Source organism: Rhodococcus parequi, from assembly GCF_046042785.1.
In the GTDB taxonomy this organism is placed as follows: Bacteria; Actinomycetota; Actinomycetes; order Mycobacteriales; family Mycobacteriaceae; genus Prescottella; species Prescottella parequi.
Map to the genome: position 1 here is coordinate 49,786 of NZ_JBDLNV010000006.1, position 18,136 is coordinate 67,921.

Annotated in this window: 20 protein-coding genes and 2 tRNA genes; 7 read left to right on the top strand and 15 right to left on the bottom strand. The window is 69.5% G+C overall.

The window, feature by feature from the left end:
• Positions 1 to 40 precede the first annotated feature (40 nt).
• Entirely contained in the window at positions 41 to 1,126 is a 1,086-nt protein-coding gene (hisC, locus tag ABEU20_RS17325; RefSeq protein ID WP_420165627.1) for a histidinol-phosphate transaminase, read from the bottom strand.
• A gap of 61 nt (positions 1,127 to 1,187) precedes the next feature.
• Between hisC and ABEU20_RS17330 the strand changes: the two genes are divergently transcribed.
• The 3 genes from ABEU20_RS17330 to ABEU20_RS17340 all read left to right on the top strand — a co-directional run bounded on the left by ABEU20_RS17330 (position 1,188) and on the right by ABEU20_RS17340 (position 2,209).
• Complete coding sequence (locus ABEU20_RS17330) at positions 1,188 to 1,916, top strand: dienelactone hydrolase family protein (protein ID WP_420165628.1); 729 nt, start codon at positions 1,188 to 1,190, stop codon at positions 1,914 to 1,916.
• 85 nt (positions 1,917 to 2,001) lie between these two features.
• Positions 2,002 to 2,093, top strand: a tRNA-Ser gene (locus ABEU20_RS17335).
• A gap of 43 nt (positions 2,094 to 2,136) precedes the next feature.
• Positions 2,137 to 2,209: transfer RNA gene (locus tag ABEU20_RS17340), tRNA-Arg, on the top strand.
• Between the two features lie 96 nt (positions 2,210 to 2,305).
• Here ABEU20_RS17340 and ABEU20_RS17345 read toward each other — a convergent pair.
• Together ABEU20_RS17345 and ABEU20_RS17350 are read right to left on the bottom strand one after the other, a co-directional pair.
• Positions 2,306 to 2,518 (bottom strand): hypothetical protein, encoded by a 213-nt coding sequence (locus tag ABEU20_RS17345; RefSeq protein ID WP_420165629.1) that lies wholly within the window; start codon positions 2,516 to 2,518, stop codon positions 2,306 to 2,308.
• Between the two features lie 7 nt (positions 2,519 to 2,525).
• Positions 2,526 to 2,978 carry a DUF5994 family protein gene (locus tag ABEU20_RS17350; protein ID WP_420165630.1) on the bottom strand — a complete coding sequence of 151 codons (453 nt, stop codon included), beginning with the start codon at positions 2,976 to 2,978 and terminating at the stop codon, positions 2,526 to 2,528.
• Between the two features lie 305 nt (positions 2,979 to 3,283).
• Between ABEU20_RS17350 and ABEU20_RS17355 the strand changes: the two genes are divergently transcribed.
• Entirely contained in the window at positions 3,284 to 3,736 is a 453-nt protein-coding gene (locus ABEU20_RS17355) for a DUF5994 family protein (protein ID WP_420165631.1), read from the top strand.
• Between the two features lie 385 nt (positions 3,737 to 4,121).
• Positions 4,122 to 5,003 carry a phosphatidylinositol mannoside acyltransferase gene (locus tag ABEU20_RS17360; protein WP_420165632.1) on the top strand — a complete coding sequence of 294 codons (882 nt, stop codon included), beginning with the start codon at positions 4,122 to 4,124 and terminating at the stop codon, positions 5,001 to 5,003.
• A gap of 37 nt (positions 5,004 to 5,040) precedes the next feature.
• Here ABEU20_RS17360 and ABEU20_RS17365 read toward each other — a convergent pair whose 3' ends face one another.
• The 9 genes from ABEU20_RS17365 to ABEU20_RS17405 form a co-directional block, all read right to left on the bottom strand.
• Complete coding sequence (locus ABEU20_RS17365; protein ID WP_420165633.1) at positions 5,041 to 5,214, bottom strand: hypothetical protein; 174 nt, start codon at positions 5,212 to 5,214, stop codon at positions 5,041 to 5,043.
• Between the two features lie 233 nt (positions 5,215 to 5,447).
• On the bottom strand, positions 5,448 to 6,917 hold the full coding sequence (locus ABEU20_RS17370; protein ID WP_420165634.1) for an alkaline phosphatase PhoX: 1,470 nt from the start codon (positions 6,915 to 6,917) through the stop codon (positions 5,448 to 5,450).
• A gap of 258 nt (positions 6,918 to 7,175) precedes the next feature.
• On the bottom strand, positions 7,176 to 7,301 hold the full coding sequence (locus ABEU20_RS17375; RefSeq protein ID WP_420165635.1) for a hypothetical protein: 126 nt from the start codon (positions 7,299 to 7,301) through the stop codon (positions 7,176 to 7,178).
• A gap of 128 nt (positions 7,302 to 7,429) precedes the next feature.
• On the bottom strand, positions 7,430 to 7,651 hold the full coding sequence (locus ABEU20_RS17380) for a hypothetical protein (protein WP_420165636.1): 222 nt from the start codon (positions 7,649 to 7,651) through the stop codon (positions 7,430 to 7,432).
• A 1-nt stretch (position 7,652) separates the two neighbouring features.
• The gene (locus tag ABEU20_RS17385) at positions 7,653 to 9,764 is read right to left on the bottom strand and encodes a xanthine dehydrogenase family protein molybdopterin-binding subunit (RefSeq protein ID WP_420165637.1); all 2,112 of its coding nucleotides are present in this window, start codon (positions 9,762 to 9,764) and stop codon (positions 7,653 to 7,655) included.
• Entirely contained in the window at positions 9,761 to 10,753 is a 993-nt protein-coding gene (locus tag ABEU20_RS17390; RefSeq protein WP_420165638.1) for an FAD binding domain-containing protein, read from the bottom strand. Before ABEU20_RS17390 ends, ABEU20_RS17385 begins: the two co-directional genes overlap by 4 nt.
• The gene (locus tag ABEU20_RS17395) at positions 10,750 to 11,268 is read right to left on the bottom strand and encodes a 2Fe-2S iron-sulfur cluster-binding protein (RefSeq protein ID WP_420165639.1); all 519 of its coding nucleotides are present in this window, start codon (positions 11,266 to 11,268) and stop codon (positions 10,750 to 10,752) included. The genes ABEU20_RS17390 and ABEU20_RS17395 overlap by 4 nt, the downstream gene beginning before the upstream one ends.
• Positions 11,269 to 11,353: 85 nt before the next feature.
• Positions 11,354 to 12,370: a hemolysin family protein gene (locus tag ABEU20_RS17400; protein ID WP_420165640.1), complete on the bottom strand. Its 1,017-nt coding sequence runs from the start codon at positions 12,368 to 12,370 to the stop codon at positions 11,354 to 11,356.
• Complete coding sequence (locus ABEU20_RS17405; RefSeq protein WP_420165641.1) at positions 12,363 to 13,733, bottom strand: hemolysin family protein; 1,371 nt, start codon at positions 13,731 to 13,733, stop codon at positions 12,363 to 12,365. The genes ABEU20_RS17400 and ABEU20_RS17405 overlap by 8 nt, the downstream gene beginning before the upstream one ends.
• A gap of 233 nt (positions 13,734 to 13,966) precedes the next feature.
• Between ABEU20_RS17405 and ABEU20_RS17410 the strand changes: the two genes are divergently transcribed.
• Together ABEU20_RS17410 and ABEU20_RS17415 are read left to right on the top strand one after the other, a co-directional pair.
• The gene (locus ABEU20_RS17410) at positions 13,967 to 14,908 is read left to right on the top strand and encodes a D-isomer specific 2-hydroxyacid dehydrogenase family protein (protein ID WP_420165642.1); all 942 of its coding nucleotides are present in this window, start codon (positions 13,967 to 13,969) and stop codon (positions 14,906 to 14,908) included.
• A gap of 153 nt (positions 14,909 to 15,061) precedes the next feature.
• The gene (locus tag ABEU20_RS17415; protein ID WP_420165643.1) at positions 15,062 to 15,937 is read left to right on the top strand and encodes an SDR family NAD(P)-dependent oxidoreductase; all 876 of its coding nucleotides are present in this window, start codon (positions 15,062 to 15,064) and stop codon (positions 15,935 to 15,937) included.
• Positions 15,938 to 15,955: 18 nt separating this feature from the next.
• Here the strand turns inward: ABEU20_RS17415 and ABEU20_RS17420 are convergent, their stop codons facing one another.
• From ABEU20_RS17420 to ABEU20_RS17430, 3 genes are read right to left on the bottom strand one after another with little or no spacing between them, the layout of a single operon-like run.
• The gene (locus ABEU20_RS17420; protein ID WP_420165644.1) at positions 15,956 to 16,381 is read right to left on the bottom strand and encodes a PaaI family thioesterase; all 426 of its coding nucleotides are present in this window, start codon (positions 16,379 to 16,381) and stop codon (positions 15,956 to 15,958) included.
• Positions 16,378 to 17,286, bottom strand: a complete 909-nt coding sequence (locus ABEU20_RS17425; RefSeq protein ID WP_420165645.1) for a mycobacterial-type methylenetetrahydrofolate reductase — start codon at positions 17,284 to 17,286, stop codon at positions 16,378 to 16,380. Before ABEU20_RS17425 ends, ABEU20_RS17420 begins: the two co-directional genes overlap by 4 nt.
• Entirely contained in the window at positions 17,283 to 18,050 is a 768-nt protein-coding gene (locus ABEU20_RS17430) for an SAM-dependent methyltransferase (RefSeq protein WP_420165646.1), read from the bottom strand. Before ABEU20_RS17430 ends, ABEU20_RS17425 begins: the two co-directional genes overlap by 4 nt.
• Positions 18,051 to 18,136: the final 86 nt, after the last annotated feature.

The following is an 18,136-nucleotide window of genomic DNA, read 5'->3' on the forward strand; positions in this document are numbered from 1 at the left end:
GAATCGGTGACGGAGGAGCCGTCGACCGATAACGGTTGCATTACGCCGTGGTGGACTCCGCCGGGACCCCGGCGAGTTCCTGCGCCGCCGCCGACGTCGCGAACGCGAGGAACGCGTCGTTCTCGTGCGGGTCGCCGATGGTGATGCGCACGCCGTCGACGCCGTAGGGGCGGAGCAGCACGCCGGCCTCGGCGCTGGCCTCGCCGTATGCGGCGGAGCGATCGGCCAGCGGCAGCCACACGAAGTTGGCCTGCGTCTCGGGCACGTCGTAGCCGGCGGCACGCAGCGCGTCGCGGACCCGGTCCCGCTCGGCGACGACGTCATGGGTGCGGTGCAGCAGTTCGTCGCGCGCGCCCAGGCAGGCGATCGCGGCGGACTGGGCCACCGCGTTGACGCTGAACGTGATGTGGACCTTGGCCAGCGCGGTGATGATCGCCGGGTCGGCGACCGCGTAGCCGACGCGCAGCGCGGCCAGGCCGTACGCCTTGGAGAACGTGCGCAGCACCACGACGTTGCGGCGGGTGCGCGCCAGGTCGATGCCGTCGACGCCGGACCGGTTGTACTCGAAGTACGCCTCGTCGAGCGCGACGACGACGCGGGCCGGGACGGCGTCGAGGAAGCGCTCGAGCTCCTCGCGGCCCAGCGCGGTGCCGGTGGGGTTGTTGGGATTGCAGACGAAGATCAGGCGGGTGCGGTCGGTGATCGCGGCCAGCATCGCGTCCAGGTCGTGGCCGTGCTCGGCGGTGAGTGGCACCGCCACCGAGACCGCGCCGGCGACCTTGGTGACGACCGGGTACGCCTCGAACGAGCGCCACGCGTAGATGACCTCGTCGCCCTCGTTGCACGTCGCCTGGACCAGTTCCTGGCACAGTGCCACCGAGCCGCAGCCCGTCGCGATGTTCTCGGTCGGCACCCCGAGCGAATCGGACAGCGCGCGGATCAGTGCGGCCGACGTGTTGTCGGGGTAACGGTTCGCGATGGCGGCGGCGTCCGCGATCGCCTGCGCGACGCCGGGCAGCGGACCCTGGGTGGTCTCGTTGCTGGCCAGCTTGATGGCCCCGGGGTAGCTGCGGCCCGGCACGTAGGTCGGGATGGATTCGAGGTCTGCGCGGGTCACGGGGGTCACGATGCGATTATGCGCCCCGCGATCGCGTGCGCTGTCGCCGTGGTCGTGCCAAGGTTGATTCATGCCGGGGATCTTCCGGGACGACGCCCCCTTGCGCTCTGGCGTCGACGCCCCCGCCGAGTCGCGGGATCGCGTGCCGCTCACTGCGGTCGAGCCGGATAGACCGGCCCGTGGCGGCATCGTCCTCCTGCACGAGTCCCGCAACTTCGGTCCAGCCCTGCTCGAGCTCATGCGCGCGCTCGCGGCGGAGGGCTGGGTGGTGGCCGCCCCGCACCTGTTCCACCACGAGCCCGCGCACAGCGACAGCGAGGTGTTCGGGGAGACCCTGTTCGCCGCCTTCGACGCCACCTTCGACTGGCTCGTCGGCCGCGGCGTCTACGGGGACTGCGTCGGCGTCCTGGGCTTCGACGACGCCGGCACCGCCGCGATGCTCGTCGCCACGAACCGTCCGGTCGGGGCCGCGGTGAGCGTGTCGGCGCACGGCATCGTGGAACCGCTCACCGACGACACCCCCGCACTCGTCGACGCGGCGCCGGCGCTCAGGGCGCCGTGGCTGGGCCTGTACGGCGAGGACGACCCGCGTACCCCGCCCGAGCACGTCGAGCGGCTGCGGGACGCCGTTGCGAAGGCGGACGCGCCCACGAACATCGTCAGCTACGTGGGGCTCGCGCACCGCGCCGACGAACCGCCGGTCCCGGAGCCGTCGGCCGACGACGACGATCCGCTCGTCGTCGCGATGCTCGACGCCCAACGTCGGATCTTCGACTGGTTCGACGGCAATCTGAGGTAGGAGGTGACGCTGACCAGCCGTTTTGCGTTTGCTGGCGAACTCTGTGTAATGTTTCGCCCGGCGGTTCGAAAGGGCCGGCCCCCAAGGAGGCGTGCCAGAGCGGCCGAATGGGACTCACTGCTAATGAGTTGTCCCCCTTAAAGGGGACCGGAGGTTCAAATCCTCTCGCCTCCGCCACACTGGTCCTTTCGTGGGTCCAGTACAACTGAAGATAGAACATGCGCCCGTAGCTCAACGGATAGAGCATCTGACTACGGATCAGAAGGTTAGGGGTTCGAATCCCTTCGGGCGCACATCGGAAAGTCCCCCACCTGCAGTGATGCGGGTGGGGGACTTTCTTGCTCTTTGCAGGGGGCTGCCTCTGCCGCCGATGGTGACCAGGGCGGGGCTCACGCCTCGCTCTCGACGGTGCCCTCGAATCGATGGGCCGTGTAGGCGTCGGCGTCGGCGACTGCGCCACTGTTGATCCACCGAGGTCGATCACTCGCACCTTCGCGACCTGACGACATTGCCTGCCAGAGGTCGCGTGCCAGTCGCTGGATCTCGTTTACCCCTACGTCGCTGCGTTCGACGACATCGAAGGCGACAATTCTCGTTGCCATGCCGTGGTCACTCCTGTCCGGCGGGCTCAGGTGGAGAGTCCAGGAGCGCGGTCATCTGCCGGTAGCCGTAAGCGGTGTCGATGCCCGGTTCGACGATGGCGATGTCGATGCTACTTCCGTTGCGGCCGAAAGCCCTCATGACGCGGCACGGCTGGCCCGGCTCGGGGCCGGTGATTACCAATCCGTCGTCCGAATCGACGTGGCGTTGCATCGCGCTGACCGCGTTCCAGTCGAAACGGATGGTTTGCACAGGTCCGAGCCTGGGAGTGAGACCGACCACGAGGTCGTGGAGTTCGATGCTCAGGTTTTGCGTGCGCGGCCACCACACGGCGTCCACCTCTCCGAGGCTTCCAGTGCTGAACAGCAGCCTGGTGATGCGGGTCGGTGCAGTGAAGGGCTGGCCTCCGTCCTTCGACGGGGATTCCCGGCGAAGGTCGAAATGGGCAGGAGTTCGCGTCATTTCGAGACGCTCCTAAGTGTGGCCGCGAATCGGCCTTGATTTCCAAACGCGGCCCGCACGGGCGTACCGATGCGTGAATAACTGCGATGACTCGACCGTACACGTCAGGGCGTCACGAGTCTGCTGAACGCCCAAGGCTTACGACCTCGGCTGTTCATGTGGACAGGCCTTCCTCGAGCCCCCGCGCCGGGACCTATGACGCGTAGGCTGAAGGTATCGACGTGCTGGGTCGCCGGCGGTCCTCGTACGGCAGTGCATCGGTCGGACAATGATCGGTTTCGTCCTCCGATGAAGGAGCGGCAGCCATGACGCGACAATCGGATCTGGTCAACGGACTCCTCTATGAGGTCGAGACCGCGGACGGTCTACAACCTTTCCCCGTCCCGACTCGTACCCCGCGACTGGTCCTGCGCGGTCAGAATTCGGGGTCTGGGCAGATCGCCGGTGCGTGGTGGCCGTGGACCTCGAACCTCACCGCCCAACTGCACGACCTGATCTCGGTGCTGACACCGCGAACAGGGCCGATCGAGCGGATCGCGTTCGATTGGGACATGCTCAGCATCAACCAACGCCGAATCGACAACACCGACGGGATCCGGTTCACCGCGCCACTGCCGGGGCAGCCTGCCGGGGTGATGTGCCTCATCGGCACGGACCGGCGCGGCACGCTCCTGGTGGTGATTCCGCCGACCACTCAACCGCAACGCGCCTACGACGACATGCGATCGGTAGTCGACGACGGCTACCGGGTGGCATAGACACCTGGCGTCGAGGCGGGGGGATGATCATGTCGGGTACGTGCCGAGAGCTGCTCGTCCGCAGGCGGATTCACGCACCCTGCTCGGTCGGTGACGGCGGCGTCTCGTGCTGTCGCTCGGCACGTGCGGTGTCGGCCCAGTGGATCCGGTCGAGTTCGTTACGGGCGGCGCGCCCCGTCGGAAGCAACCGCCGGGCTCCGGCCAGTAGCGGCGCGAGACCGCCGCGCCGTCTGGACGGCGATCCTCACACCACGGTTGCGGCGAATTCGCCGTTCCCCTGTCTCCCTTGGGGGACACTCGAAGGATGGCCCGGAACAGACGTCCCGCCGGCTCGCAGCAGGTATATCGCCGATGTTTCTGTGGCCTACGTCGCCGGGTGTGACCGATGAATCCTGGGGAGCGGGTCTGGGATCTCGGGTACGCGGCAGGTTGGCGGTTGGTGCGCGCACTGCCCGAGGGGTCGGCGCGGCGGCTCTTCGACTACGCGGCCGATCGGGCGGCGCGGGGCGGCGGCCCAGATCAGCTGCGGCGCAATTTGGCCCGTGTGCTGTCCACCACGCCGGGGCAAGTACCCGACGACCTCGTGCACGCGAGCCTACGTTCCTACGCCCGCTACTGGTGTGAAGCATTCCGGCTGCCGTCGATGGATCCGGTGCGACTTGCCGAGCGCATCGAGTCCTCGGCCACGGGGCTCGGCAATATTCACGAGGCGGTCGAACGGGGCAAGGGTGCGGTTCTGGCGCTGCATCACAGCGGAAACTGGGACATGGCGGGAGTATGGATTGCGCAGCGGGTGGGTCCGCCTGTCGTCGTCGCCGAGCGGCTCAGGCCAGAATCGCTGTACCGCCGGTTCGTGCGGTTCCGTGAGCGCCTGGGTTTCGAGATCATCCCGCTCACCGGCGCCACCCGGCCACCGTTCGAACAACTGACCGCACATCTACGACGGGGGCGGATCGTAGGGCTCATGGCCGAACGCGATGTGACGAGGACAGGTGTGCCGGTCACGTTCTTCGGTGAACCGACACGCATGCCCGCCGGGCCTGCTCGGCTGGCGATCGACACCGGCGCGCCCCTGCTGCCGGTCAACTGTTGGTTCACGCCCGGCGGCTGGGGCTTCCACGTCGGGACGCCGATCGACACGAGCGGTGGACTGCAGCCCACGACTCAGGTGATGACCAGCCGATTCGCGACCGGAATCGCCGCCCACCCGGCCGACTGGCACATGCTGCAACGAGTGTGGACAGCCGACTTCGAAGTCGAGAGGTAGCACGCCGTGAGCGCCGCGCGCCTGCAGATCTCGCCTCCTACTCCGACTCCAACCACTCGTGCAGCGCGATGCGCGACCGCTCGATCTCGTCGTCCCACGCCTGGCACTGCTTGCACTGCGGGTAAGCGACGCCCTCCGGCCCGAGGCCCGGCTCCCGATCGGTTCGGGTGATCCGCATGCCGGACGGGCAGTCCAGGAAGTTGTGAAACACCCGCGCCGCTCGCCGTCGCGTCGAGAAATACGGCAGGAATTTCCTCACACCTCACCCCGGGGCCACGATCGAAATCCAATGTGCCCTGACGATGCCGTCAGAGGTCCCCATCCGGGTAGGGGAGAACGCCCCCTCACGCCAGGGGCTTTTGTCCTGGACAAACCCGGGGGAGAACGTGTGGACGCCCCCACCCGCGGTGTGCGGGTGGGGGCGCCTGTGGGGCGACCGACGGTCTACGAGCCGAACGGCAGATCCAGCGAGCCGAACGAGAAGCCGGAGGAGCCGGCGGACGATCCCGTCGACCGCCGCCAAGGTCCGCGGATCGCGACGGTGATGCCCGGGCTCTGGATGTTGGCGTACAGCGTCTTGCCGTCGTGGCTGAACGCCGGACCGCAGAACTCGCTGTCGTTCAACTCGTTTCGTGCGACGGAGAACGGTTCGCCGTCCTCGGTCACGCCGATCAGGTGGCTGATGCCGTCGCCGTCCTCGGCGAGGATGAGTCCGCCGTGCGGCGACACCGTGATGTTGTCGGGACCGTCGTAGTTACCGGTGTCGACGGACGGATCCGGGTTGACGCCGAACAGCGTCTTCAGTTCCACAGTCTGGGTAGCGGGGTCGTAGAACCACACCTGCCCGTCGTGCTCGGCCACGCTGCCGTCGCTGGTGCGGGCGAAGCTGGCGACGAAGTACGCGCCGCCGTCGCCCCACCACTGCCCCTCGAGCTTGCGGCTGCGGGTCACCTGGTCGTTGGTGAACTGCTTGCGCACCGAGGTGGTCTTCGCGTCGCGGTCGGGGACGTCGACCCACTGCACCGTGTACTTGACGCCCGGCGCCGCGGCCTGCGCGAGATCGGGCACGTGGCTGCCGTCCTGGAAGCACTTCATCGCCTGCAGGCTGCCGGCGGTGTCGCCGCCCGCCGACTGGGCGAGCGCGTGGAAAGCGCCGGGGCCACCGACGAAGCCCTGCGGCGGCGTCCACCGGAAGAACAGGCCGTTGGGGCTGCCCGCGTCCTCGGTGAGGTAGACCGCGCTCGACGCCGGGTCGACCGCCACCGCCTCGTGTGCGAACCGGCCGAGGAACTTCAGCGGGATCGCGCTCTTGCCGACGTTCGCGGCCTGGCTCGCCGGATCGACCTCGAAGACGTAGCCGTGGGCGAGGGTGAAGCCGTTCGAGCCGGCACGCGCCTCGGTCTCCTCGCACGTGAGCCAGGTGCCCCACGGGGTGATGCCGCCCGCGCAGTTGTTCACCGTCCCGGCGACGCTGACGTACTGGGCCTGGCGCGCCCCACTCGGGTCGAGCGTGGTCGTGGTGGTGCCGCCGCGGGCGCCCGGATCGTAGGTGAGGCCGTCGACGGCCGGGACACCATAGGGCTCGCTGCCGCTGACCTCGTGGTTGGTGACGATGGTGGTGCCGTTGCCGTTCGCGAAGACGCCGTTGGCGTCGGGATCGCTCGGGAAGGGGACACCGCCGTCGAGCAGCGTCTCACCGGAGCGGGAGACGATCGAGTACGAGAATCCCTTGGGGAGGGCGAGGATGCCGTTGGGGTCCGCGACGAGCGGGCCGTACCCGATCGCGCCGCCGGGCGCGGCACCCGCGACGGCGGGTCGGAACAGGGTGCCGACGCTCCCGGCGAGCGTCACCCCGATTCCGGCGAGTGCGGTGCGCTCGAGGAACGTGCGGCGATTCAGCGGTGACGTGGGCACGGTGCGGCCTCCCTTTTGTTGATCAAGGTCGGGAGGAAGGTATGCCGGTAACCACAACGGCAGAATGCGACCGGGTGGCCGGTCGATGAACCGGGTCGAAACTTCCTCGCCCCGCGCGGCGTCCGTGTCGATCCTTGTGTTTCGCATGTGGTTCCGGACCGCACGACGAAAGTCCCCCACCGGCACCGCCGGTGGGGGACTTTCCGTGTGAGGCCGCGCCCCGCCGTCAGGCGGGAGTCTGTGCGCCGCGCGTGCGGATCAGCTGAAGGAAGCCAACGTTCCCAGCACCCCGAGGATCGTGGCGATCGCGGTGAGTGTGCTGGCGATGCCGCTCACGACCGGCTTGACTTCGGTGACGGACGTGGCGAACTCGGAAGAACCCATAACTGCTTCCCATCCATGTGTTTGTTTGATCGCGCGAACCGCGCGCACGCAAGTTACCCCACGGTATGGAGGAAGTGTGACTCTCCCTGCGAATTCACCCGGGATATCAGCCCGCCCGGACCGACGGGTCACCGACTCCAGCTCGAGGGCAGGACCGCCGCCACGGTGCCCAGGGCGAGTGCGGTGAACACGACCAGCCAGAAGATCGCGAAGGGGGACCGGCCGAGGCCGAAGGCGATGGCGCCGGGAATCAGCGACAGCAGCACGAATGTCACCGCCACCGCCAGCCGCGACGCGGCCGTGTGCCCATGCGACCGGCCGCGGTGCGGGCCGTTCAGAGAAGCATTCATTTCATGAATCTCGGATCTCTCGAATGTCCGGCAGCTGGGGGAGCAGGTCGTCCGCGTGGATCGGCAGTTCCCGCACGCGTGTCCCGGTCGCGTTGCAGACGGCGTTGACCACGGCGGCAGCGCTGCCGACATTTCCGATCTCGCCGGCGCCGCGGGAACCCATCGGGGTGGCGCGCTCGTCGACGTCGTCGAGCCAGATCGCGTCGATGTCCCGGACGTCCGCGTTCGTGGGGAAGTGATACGTCGCGAGATCCTGGGTGACGACGTGCCCGAACCGCCCGTCGCGGACGCTCTCCTCGAACAGCGCCATCGAGATCCCGAACGTCATGCCGCCGAGTAGTTGCGAGCGGACGGTGCGCGGGTTGACCACCCGGCCGATGGAGAACACCCCGAGCATGCGGGGAACGGTGATCTCGCCGGTGTGTATGTCGACCCGAGCTTCGACGAAATGCGCTCCGTAGGAATCGATTCGATAGTCGTCGTCGGGTTCGGTGTCCGATTCCGCAGTCACCTCGGCTCCCGGGAGGGGATCGTCGCCGAACTTGGCGCGGAACTCGCGTGCGGCCGTCAGGATCGCCGAACCCCACGACGACGTCCCGGACGATCCTCCCGCGACGGTCCCGTACGGCAACGCGGTGTCGCCGATCTCGAGTGCGATGCGTTCGGGGTCGCAACCCAGTGCGTCGGCGGCGATGAGCGTGAGCGTGGTCCACGTGCCGGTGCCGATGTCCACGGCGTCGATCTGCACGCCCAGCCGACCGTCCTCGCGCAGTCGGATCGTTGCCTTCGAACCCGGATTGATCATGTGCGGATAGGTGGCGCTCGCCACGCCGAATCCGACGAGCGCGTTCCCCTCGCGCCGACTCCCGGCCGGCCGCGGCCGCGTCTCCCAGCCGAATCGGTGGGCGCCCTCCCGCAGGCAGTCGACCAGCCGGCGCGACGCCCACGGCTTGCCGCTTTCGGGGTCGACGGGCGGATCGTTGCGGACCCGCAGCTCGATCGGATCGATCCCACAGGCTTCGGCGAGCTCGTCCATCGCGACCTCGCCGGCATACATTCCGGGGGCCTCGCCCGGGGCGCGCATCCAGTACGGCACCGGGACGTCGAGTGCCACGGCTCGGTGCGAGGTGCGCCGATGCGGCGCCGTGTACATCGACCGCGACGGGACCGCCGTCTGCTCGACGAACTCCTTGGTGTGCGAACTCTGCGAGTACGCATCGTGCACCAGTGCGGTGATGCCGCCGTCGCGGTTCGCGGCGATCCGGACGTGCGACGCCGTCGGTGGGCGATAGCCGACGAAGACGAACATCTGCTGCCGCGTCACCGGGAACTTCACCGCTCGGCCGGGCAGTGTCATCGCGGCCAGGGCGGCGAGCACGTCGTGCGCGTGCGGGGCGCCCTTGGAGCCGAATCCGCCGCCCACGTGCGGCGCGATCACCCGGATCTGTTCCGGGGACAACCCGAGTATCGGCCCGAGTGTGTCCGCGACGCCGTGCGGCCCCTGGGTGGAGTCGTACAGCGTCAGTTCCTGTGCGTCCTCGGCCCACAGCGCGACGGTGGTGTGCGGCTCCATCGGATTGTTGTGCTCTTCCGGGGTGGTGTACCAGCCGTCGACGATCACCCCGTCGGCGCGGGCGCGGGCGAACGCAGTGTCGGGATCACCTTCCTCCGTGGAGGTCTCGTAGCCGCCGTTGGCGGATTCGGGGAGGTACATGCCCGCTGCGTCCGTACGAAACGTGGTGTCGTGAGTCCCGACGTCGTACTCGACGCGCACGAGCGTCTGCGCGTGACGCGCCTGCTCCGGGGTCTCGGCGATCACGGCACCGATCGGTTGCCCGCGGAACGCCACCTCGAGGCCCTGCAGAAGGCGGTACTCACCGTCCGAGGTGTCCTCCAGGCGCGGCGCATTCCACGGTGTGAGCATCGCCAGCACGCCGTCGGATCGTTCGGCCGCGGTGCTGTCGATGTCCACGATGGAACCGCGCGCAATCGTCGAGGTGACCGGGTACAGGAACGCCGGGGCGGCGACCGAGTGCTCGTACGCGTACGGCGCCGTTCCGGTGACCTTGGCGGGGCCGTCGATGCGCGCGAGGGATGTGCCGATGGCATTCACTGTGTCGCCTCCCCGGCAAGCTCCCGCAGCACGGCAACGGTGGTGCGTTGCAGCAGTGGGACCTTGAATCGGTTGCCGTCCAGGGGATGTGCCGACGCCAGTTCGGCGTCGACCGCATCGGCGAACGTGTCGACGTCCGCGGTGCGCCCACGCAATGCCGCCTCGGCGCGCGTGGCCCGCCACGGCTTGTGCGCCACGCCGCCGAAGGCGATGCGGACACGGGTGACGACTCCGGCGTCGAGTCCCAGTTCCGCGGCGACGGAGACCAGCGCAAACGCGTACGACGCGCGCTCGCGCACCTTCCGATACGTCGACACCGCACCGGGCGTCGGCGCCGGCAGTTCGACCGCGACGATCATCTCGTCGGGTTCCAGCACGGTGTCGATGTCGGGGTCGCGTCCCGGAAGCCGGTGGAAGTCTGTCACCGGGATGCGGCGCTGACCGTCGGGCCCCAGCGCCAGCACCTGGGCGTCGAGCATCGCGAGCGCCACCGCCATGTCCGACGGGTGGGTCGCGACGCAAGCGTCCGAGGCGCCCAGAATGGCGTGATGCCGGGTGAATCCGCCGACCGCCGAACACCCGGTGCCGGGCTGCCGCTTGTTGCACGGCGTCGACACGTCCTGGAAGTAGACGCAGCGCGTGCGTTGGAGCAGGTTCCCGCCCGTCGTGGCCAGATTGCGCAACTGCGGTGACGCGCCGGCGACAAGTGCGCGCGACAACGCCGGATACCGTTCGCGGACAGCGTGGTGGGTGGCCAGATCGCTGTTGCGCACGTTGGTCCCGATCCGGAGTCCGCCGTCGTCGGTCGGCTCGACGGAATCGAGTGGAATACGCGAAATGTCCACGACGAGTTGGGGGGTGGCGATGCCGAGCTTGAGGTGATCGACCAGGTTGGTTCCGCCGGCCAGCAGCTTCGCGCCCGGATTCTCGTGCAGCAGCGCCACCGCCGCGGGCGCGTCGGCGGGTCGCTCGTAGCGGAACGGGATCACGTGTCCGCAGCCTGCTCGTGGGCGACCTGTCGGACCGCGGCGACGATGTTGGGGTAGGCGCCGCACCGGCACAGGTTGCCGCTCATCCGTTCGCGGATCTCGTCGTCGGTCAACTCCGGTGCGGAGGTGAGGTCCTCGGTGACGTGACTGGGTGCCCCGTCCGCGGCTTCGGCGAGCATCCCCACCGCCGAGCACACCTGGCCGGGCGTGCAGTAACCGCACTGGAACGCGTCCTGATCGATGAACGCCTGCTGGACGGCGTGGAGGCCGGAGTCCGACAGTCCGGACGCCGTGACGATGTCGGCGCCGTCCTGCGCCACGGCGAGCGACAGGCACGTGGTCACCCGTCGGCCGTCCAGCAGCACCGTGCAGGACCCGCATTGGCCGTGGTCGCAGCCCTTCTTGGGCGAGAAGACGCCGAGGCGGTCACGGAGTGCGTCGAGCAGCGTCGTGCGGGTGTCGACGGTGCAGGTCCGTTCGGCGCCGTCCACAGAGAGGGTCACACGCATCTCCATACCCAGGGACTACCCCCGGATCGGCGGGCGGAAACCACCACCGTGCGGAGCCGGGGCGCCACTCCCGGTTCCGCCTTCGCCGTGGTCAGGCCGCGGTGCCCGCGGTGGGCATCAGCCGCGCCAGGACGTCGGCGAGGGTGATGAGCCCGATCAGGTGGCCGGCGTCGTCACGGACGACCGCGATGTGGCTGCGGGTGTTCCGCATGGTCGCGAGCGCCTCGTACACCGGCGTCGCCGACTCGACGGTGAGCACGTCCCGCATCAGGTCGCGGGCGTGGGTGCCGGGAGCCGCGCCCAGGCTGTCGCGCACGTGCAGCACACCCGCGACGGTGTCACCGTCGCGCACCAGCAGGCGCAGGTGCCCGCTGCGATCGGCGGCCTCGCGGATCAGGCCGACGGGGGCGTCGGGCGTGACGCTGCTCGGTCGGTCGTTGGGCCGGACGATGTCGCAGACGGTGAGCGACTCGAGTTCGAGCGCGCTCGCCAGGTGCCCGTGATAGCGCTCGTCGAGTGTGCCGACGGTCGCCGAGTGCTCGACCAGGTGCCGCAGCGCCTCGGGGTCCTGACCCGCCGCCACCTGGTCCACCGGCTGCACGCCGACCCGGACCAGGCACCAGTTCGCGGCCCGGTTCAGGACCACGATCAACGGCCTTGTGAGCCACATGAATCCGCGCATCGGGATCGCGAGCATCGTGGCCGACTTCTCCGGGTGGGCGATGGCCCACGACTTCGGCGCCATTTCGCCGACCACGAGGTGCAGGAACGTCACGATGAGCAGCGCGAGCACGAATCCGGCGACGTCGGCCAGCCACAGCGGCGCGCCCCAGTTCGCGAAGGCCGGCGTGAGCCAGTGGTGCACAGCCGGTTTCGTCACCGCGCCGAGCGCGAGGGTGCAGACGGTGATGCCGAGCTGCGAGCCCGCGAGGAGCACCGACAGTTCGGACGCGCTACGCAACGCGGCGCGGGCCGAACGGCTGTCGGGGGCCGCGTCCTCGAGGCGGTGCCGGCGCGCGGCGATGAGGGCGAACTCGACCGCGACGAAGAACGCGCTCGCGGCGATGAGCACGACGGTGACGGCGAGGACGATCCACGGGTTACTCATCGACAGCGTCCTTCCGGTCGGTGCGAACGGTCGCGAACAGCGCCGACGGCACGTGCTTGTCGATCGCGCGGACCTCGACGTCCAGGTACGTCGGCGGCGGGGGTTCGTCGGCGACGAGATCTGCCGGGTCGGCGGGCAGCCGCACGGTCACGGTGTCGCCCACCTTCGGGAGTCCGCCGAACTCGGCGATCACGAGGCCGGCGAACGTCTCGTAGTCGTCGTCCTCGGGCAGGTGCTCGTCGAGCACGCGGGCGACCTCGTCGACGTGCACGCCGCCGGGGATCAGCCAGCCGCCGTCGACGGCCTGCACCTCGGTGTCCTCGTGGGCGGGATCGTGTTCGTCGGCGATCTCGCCGACGAGTTCCTCGGCCATGTCCTCGACGGTGACGACGCCGGCGAACCCGCCGTACTCGTCGATCACCAGCGCCATCTCGTCCTTCGCGGCCGTCAGCTGGGCCAGGACGTCGGGCAGCGGCAGTGTCGTCGGCACGATCACCGCCGCTCGGGCGTGGTCGCCGGCCGTGCCGACGGGGTCGGCGCCGAGCAGGTCGTGCAGGTGGACGACGCCCTGCAGGTCGTCGCTGGTGGCGCCGACGACCGGGTAGCGGGTGTGTCCGGCGCCCATGCGGGCCACGACGTCGGCGATCGGCTCGTCCGCGGGGACCACGTCGACCCGCGCCCGCGGGATCATGGCGTGCTCGGCGGTGCGGGTGGGGAAGTCGAGGATGCGGTCGAGCAGCGTGGACAGCTCGCGCGGCAGCTCCCCGGCGTCGCGGGACTCGGCCACGATGTGTTCGAGGTCGCGCGGGGTCGCCGAGTGTTCGACGTCGTGGACGGGCTCGATCTTGAGCGCGCGCAGCAACAGATTCGACGACTGGTCGAACAGCCAGATCAGCCAGCCGAAGAGTTTGAGGTAGAGCGTGGTCGACAGCGCGAGCCGGCGGGCGACGGGTTCGGGGCGGGCGATCGCGAGGTTCTTCGGGAACAGCTCGCCGAAGACCATCTGCACCACGGTGGAGAACAGCACCGCGAGGATCGCGCCGACGGCGATGCCGATGCCGGTGGGGATCCCGATGCCGCCCATCAGGTCGCCCAGTCCGCGGCCGATGAGCGGTTCGGCGACGTAGCCGACCAGCAGGCCGGTGACGGTGATGCCGAGCTGGGCGCCGGAGAGCATGAACGAGGTGCGGCGGGTGACGCCCAGGGCGCGGGCCGCGGCCGCGTCGCCGGACTCGGCGCGGGCCTTGAGCCGGGACCGGTCCACGGCCATGTAGGCGAATTCCTGGGCCACGAAGTAGCCGGTCAGCGCGGTGATCGCCAGGACGACGGCGACACCGGCGACGATTCCGAGCAGGGTCAGCACGTGGACACCTCCACAGTGGTGGTGTCAGTGATGATCACACGCCGGACGACGGGTCTTCGAGGTTTGCGCGGCCTGCGTTTCATAGCCTTCTTTCTCTGTTGCTGGGCACGTCCTACAAAAATAGGACGAATCACCCATGGGGATGGTTCCCGAGGTCTGCGATCCGATGCGAGGACGCCTAGCCTCGGACCGAGGTCTCCGGACACCGGGACCGCGCAATGTGAGGAGAATCCGTGACGTCGTCGCACGCCCAGCCCACGCGCATCGCCCTCGGGCCCGAGGTGGACGACCTGCTCGCCGACGCCGTCGTCCGCGGCGGCGGGCAGGTGGTGGACCTGGCGGACGCGGAGGCGCTGGTGTGGGCCGGCGACGACCCGGCGCGATTCCCGGCGGAGCTGCCCGAGTCGATCCGATGGGTGCAACTGCACTCGGCCGGCGTGGAGCACTGGTTCGACGCCGGGGTGATCCGGCGGCACCCCGACCTGCTGTGGACGTCGGCGGCCGGCGCGTTCTCCGCCACCGTCGCCGAGCACGCGTTCACGCTGCTGCTGGCGGGTGTGCGGGCGCTACCCGAGCACCTCGCCGCGACCACGTGGCGACAGCGGGAGTTCTTCGCCAAGGTCGGCACACTGCGCGGGGCCCGGGTCGCGATCATCGGCGCCGGCGGCATCGGGCGCGCGATGATCCCGATGCTCACCGCGGTGGGGGCCGTGGTGATCGCGGTGAACCGTTCCGGTCGGCCGGTGCCCGGGGCCGACGAGGTCGTGACCGCCGACCGGGTCGACGAGGTGTTCGGGCGCGTCGACCACGTCGTCGTCGCGGCGCCGGCGACCGCCGACACGCGGCACCTGGTCGGCGCCCCGCAGCTCGCGAAGCTCGGTCCCCGATCGTGGGTGATCAACGTCGCGCGCGGGCCGCTGGTCGACACCGATGCCGTCGTGGATGCATTGCGGGACAAGCAGATCGGTGGAGTGGGACTGGACGTGACCGATCCGGAGCCGCTGCCGGACGGGCACCCGCTGTGGACGTTGCCGAACGCGATCGTCACCCCGCACGACTCGAACCCGCCGTCGGTGCGGGCGGGTGCGTTCGCCGACCACGTCGGCGAGAACGTGCGGCGCTTCGTCGCAGGCGAGGACTTGGTGGCGCGGATCGATCCGGAGGCCGGCTACTGACCACGAGATCCTGGCCCCGACGCGACGCGAAGGCCAGGTGTCGTGTCCACCAGGTGGGCCGAAAGCGCGGTGACCGGAAGTTTCCGATCGAAATATCTCGCTCAACGGTGATCGGCGCTCCGTCGGAGACATCGGCGACCTAGCTTCGGCCGCATGACGGAGACATCCAGCCAGAATCTGCCCCTGCACGGGAAGACCGCACTGATCATCGGTGGCGCCGGCGGCATCGGCGGCGCCGGCGCGCGGGCGCTGCTCGCCGACGGGGCGTCGGTGACGATCATGAGCCGCGACGAGACGCGGATCGCGGCGTTCGCGGCCGAACTCGCCCACGAGGCGCCGGCCGGTGCGACGGTCCGGCACATCGCCGGCGACTCGCTGGTCGAGGGTGACGTGACCGCGGCCGTCGCGCACGCGAGCGGGGACGCCGGACTCGACATCTGCGTCAGCACCGTCGGCCGCGGCAGCACCACGCCGCTGCTGCTCAACGACGCCGAGAGCTTCACGAACGAGCTGCGGGTCAACGTCACCAGCGCCTTCGTCGCGATCAAGGCGTGTGTTCCGGCGATGGCGAGGGCAGGTGGTGGGTCGATGGTGTTCACGTCGTCGGTGATCGCCGCGCAGAGCTTCCCGTACATGAGCGGCTACTGCGCGGGCAAGGCCGGTCTCGAGGCGCTCGTGCGCACGGCCGCAGACGAATTCGGCCATCTCGGGATCCGGATCAACTGCATCCGTCCCGGGCTGGTGAACTCGCCCGACAACCCCAAGGTCGCCGCGAGCTTCGACGGGGATCGGCCGACCGCGTTCCTGGAGCAGACACCGCTCGGTCGGCTCGGGGTCCCGAACGACATCGCCGGGGCGATTCGCTTCCTGGCAGGGCCGGAATCGTCGTGGGCCACCGGGACGTTCGTCACCGTGGACGGCGGCGCCCACCTACGCCGGGCACCGGACGTGCAGCAGCGGCTGCGCCAGGAACTCGGCGACGAGGTGGTGGACACGATCCTCGCCGGACGCATTCCCGAACGATCCTGATCGACAACGGCTCTCGCGTCAGGGAGCGGTGACCGGCAGCACCGTTCCCTGCGCGACGGCGCACAGTCGCACGCTCCCGTCGTCGGCGATCATCTCCAGTCGGCACGTGCACACCGCGCGGCGTCGGCCGGCGTGGACCACTCGCGCGGTGGCGCGCAGTGTCCGCCCCTGCGCCGGGCGGACGTACTCGATGGTCAAACCGCCGGTCAGCACGCCCGCCCCCAGCACGGTGCCGGCCGCATACGTGAGAGTGTTGTCCGCGGCGTAAGCGAGCACCCCGCCGTGCAAAAAACCATTCTGCTGCAGCAGGTCCGGCCGGGCGTCGACCTCGAGTGCGGCTCCGTCCGCGTCGAACGAGACCAGGCGGGCGCCGAGCAGCACACTGAACGGTTGTGACGCGAGGTGTGCGCGGGCGTCGTCGAGGGTAAGTGGGTCCGCGGTCACGACGGCACCGCCGCGGGCCGGGGCGACCAGTGGTCGAGCATCGCGGTGAACGTCTCGCACGCGGAATCGGACAGGCCGTAGGGTGATTCGAGGTGCACGCTGATCGGGAACCCGAGGTCGCCGGCGCCGTCGAGTACCCGGCGGTAGAGGTCGACGAGGCTGGTCTGGCGGTGCCGAGGCGAACTCGCGGCGAGGCGGGCGACGAACTGCTGCTCCCGGGAGACGTCGTCGTTGCCGTGATCGTGCAGAAGCCAGTCGATCAGACCCACCCGGGCCTCGGCGCCGGGCACGAAACCGAACGACAGCAGGATCTCCGGTCGATGTTCGGAACGGGTGGCGAAGGTGCGCAGGAACTCCACGATCCGATCGGAGTACAGCAACTGGGTGAGCGCGAACGTCGCGCCGTGCGCGCACTTGGCGTCGAGCCGGTCGAGTTCGCCTCGGCGCGTGGGGATCAGCACCACCCCGCGGTGCGCGATCTCGCTCCGGAACCGGCTGAGCGCCTCCTGTGGCGTGAGCCCCGAGGCGTCGTCGGCGGGCAGTCCGTGTGGCTTGCCGACGAAGATGACACCGTCCATGCCGGCGTCGCTCAGGCGCCGAACCTTCGCGGCCAGATCGGATTCCGTCTCGAAGACGGTCACCTGGGTACACAGCCCGGGCAACGATCCGATCGCCGGCCGTAGGCCTTGCCAGAAGTCCAGGACATCCATCCGCGGGGTCAGCGGCACCGGACGTTCCGAATCCTCCGGGACGATGCCGGGGATCATCACGTGCCCGAGACGGTCGAGCAGCCCGTGTCCGCGACAGCGGTCGGCAATCGTCCGCGCCGAGCCCGCCACGTCGGCCGCCGACGTGGTCCGCTCGGGCGGAGCCAGTTCCAGCGCCACCGTGTTCAAGGCGCTCAAGTGCGCTCGGCCGTCGCAAGCCAGGCCGGAACCAGCAGGCGTTCGCGGTCGTCGACCTCCATGTCCGCTGCGGCGGCCGCGACCGGGGAGTCGGGCTGCGCCGTCATCTCGGCCCGGGTGAAGGCGGTGGTGTAGGTGGCCGGCTCGATGCTGTGGACGGTCCATCCCGCGGAGGTCAAGGTGTCCCGGAGATTGTCCTCGGTGATGCGGTAGGGCCCGGGGAAGGCGTCGGGCACCCGATCCGAGAAACAGACCACGTGCAGTCGAGCCTGCGGGCGGCACGCCCCGAACAACGACGCCACGTAGCGGTGGCGCTGGTCCTCGGGGAAACAGTGGTAGAGAGCGCTGTCGATGACCGACACGAAACGGCCGGCGTAGTCGGACAGATCGGTCGCGTCGGCCACCTCGAACTCGACCCCACGGTCCATCCCGCGTTGCCGGGCGCGTTCGCGCGCGATGTCGATCGCGGCGGGCGCGGCGTCCAGTCCCCACACCCGGTAGCCCCGTGATGCGAGGAACAGCGCGTTCTCGCCCGGCCCGCAACCGATGTCGAGAACCTCGCGGGCGAACTGACCGCTCGACTCGAGCGCGCGCACCACGGGCTGGGCCTCGCCGATGTCCCACGGAACGCGGTCGAACGTGAACCCCGGGGCGGTCTCGGTCGGCTCGGCGGCGGAGCCGAGGGCGTCGAAGTCACCGCGATAGAGTGCGTCGAAATCGTTCACGTTCGGTGGGGGAGTCGACTGGGGAACATCGGCGTTCATGGACTTTCCCTTTCCTGCTCGGCGCTCTACCGATCTTGCGAAGTGGCTGCGGTGTGAGCGGGCGCGGTGAGCGGATCGCCCTGCTG

Bases quoted from the DNA above. Each gene is read 5' to 3' on its own strand.
- ABEU20_RS17330 (WP_420165628.1), top strand. From the start codon at position 1,188: ATGCCGGGGATCTTCCGGGACGACGCCCCCTTGCGCTCTGGCGTCGAC.
- ABEU20_RS17345 (WP_420165629.1), bottom strand. From the start codon at position 2,518: ATGGCAACGAGAATTGTCGCCTTCGATGTCGTCGAACGCAGCGACGTA.
- ABEU20_RS17350 (WP_420165630.1), bottom strand. From the start codon at position 2,978: ATGACGCGAACTCCTGCCCATTTCGACCTTCGCCGGGAATCCCCGTCG.
- ABEU20_RS17355 (WP_420165631.1), top strand. From the start codon at position 3,284: ATGACGCGACAATCGGATCTGGTCAACGGACTCCTCTATGAGGTCGAG.
- ABEU20_RS17360 (WP_420165632.1), top strand. From the start codon at position 4,122: ATGAATCCTGGGGAGCGGGTCTGGGATCTCGGGTACGCGGCAGGTTGG.
- ABEU20_RS17375 (WP_420165635.1), bottom strand. From the start codon at position 7,301: ATGGGTTCTTCCGAGTTCGCCACGTCCGTCACCGAAGTCAAGCCGGTC.
- ABEU20_RS17380 (WP_420165636.1), bottom strand. From the start codon at position 7,651: ATGAATGCTTCTCTGAACGGCCCGCACCGCGGCCGGTCGCATGGGCAC.
- ABEU20_RS17395 (WP_420165639.1), bottom strand. From the start codon at position 11,268: ATGGAGATGCGTGTGACCCTCTCTGTGGACGGCGCCGAACGGACCTGC.
- ABEU20_RS17400 (WP_420165640.1), bottom strand. From the start codon at position 12,370: ATGAGTAACCCGTGGATCGTCCTCGCCGTCACCGTCGTGCTCATCGCC.
- ABEU20_RS17415 (WP_420165643.1), top strand. From the start codon at position 15,062: ATGACGGAGACATCCAGCCAGAATCTGCCCCTGCACGGGAAGACCGCA.
- ABEU20_RS17430 (WP_420165646.1), bottom strand. From the start codon at position 18,050: ATGAACGCCGATGTTCCCCAGTCGACTCCCCCACCGAACGTGAACGAT.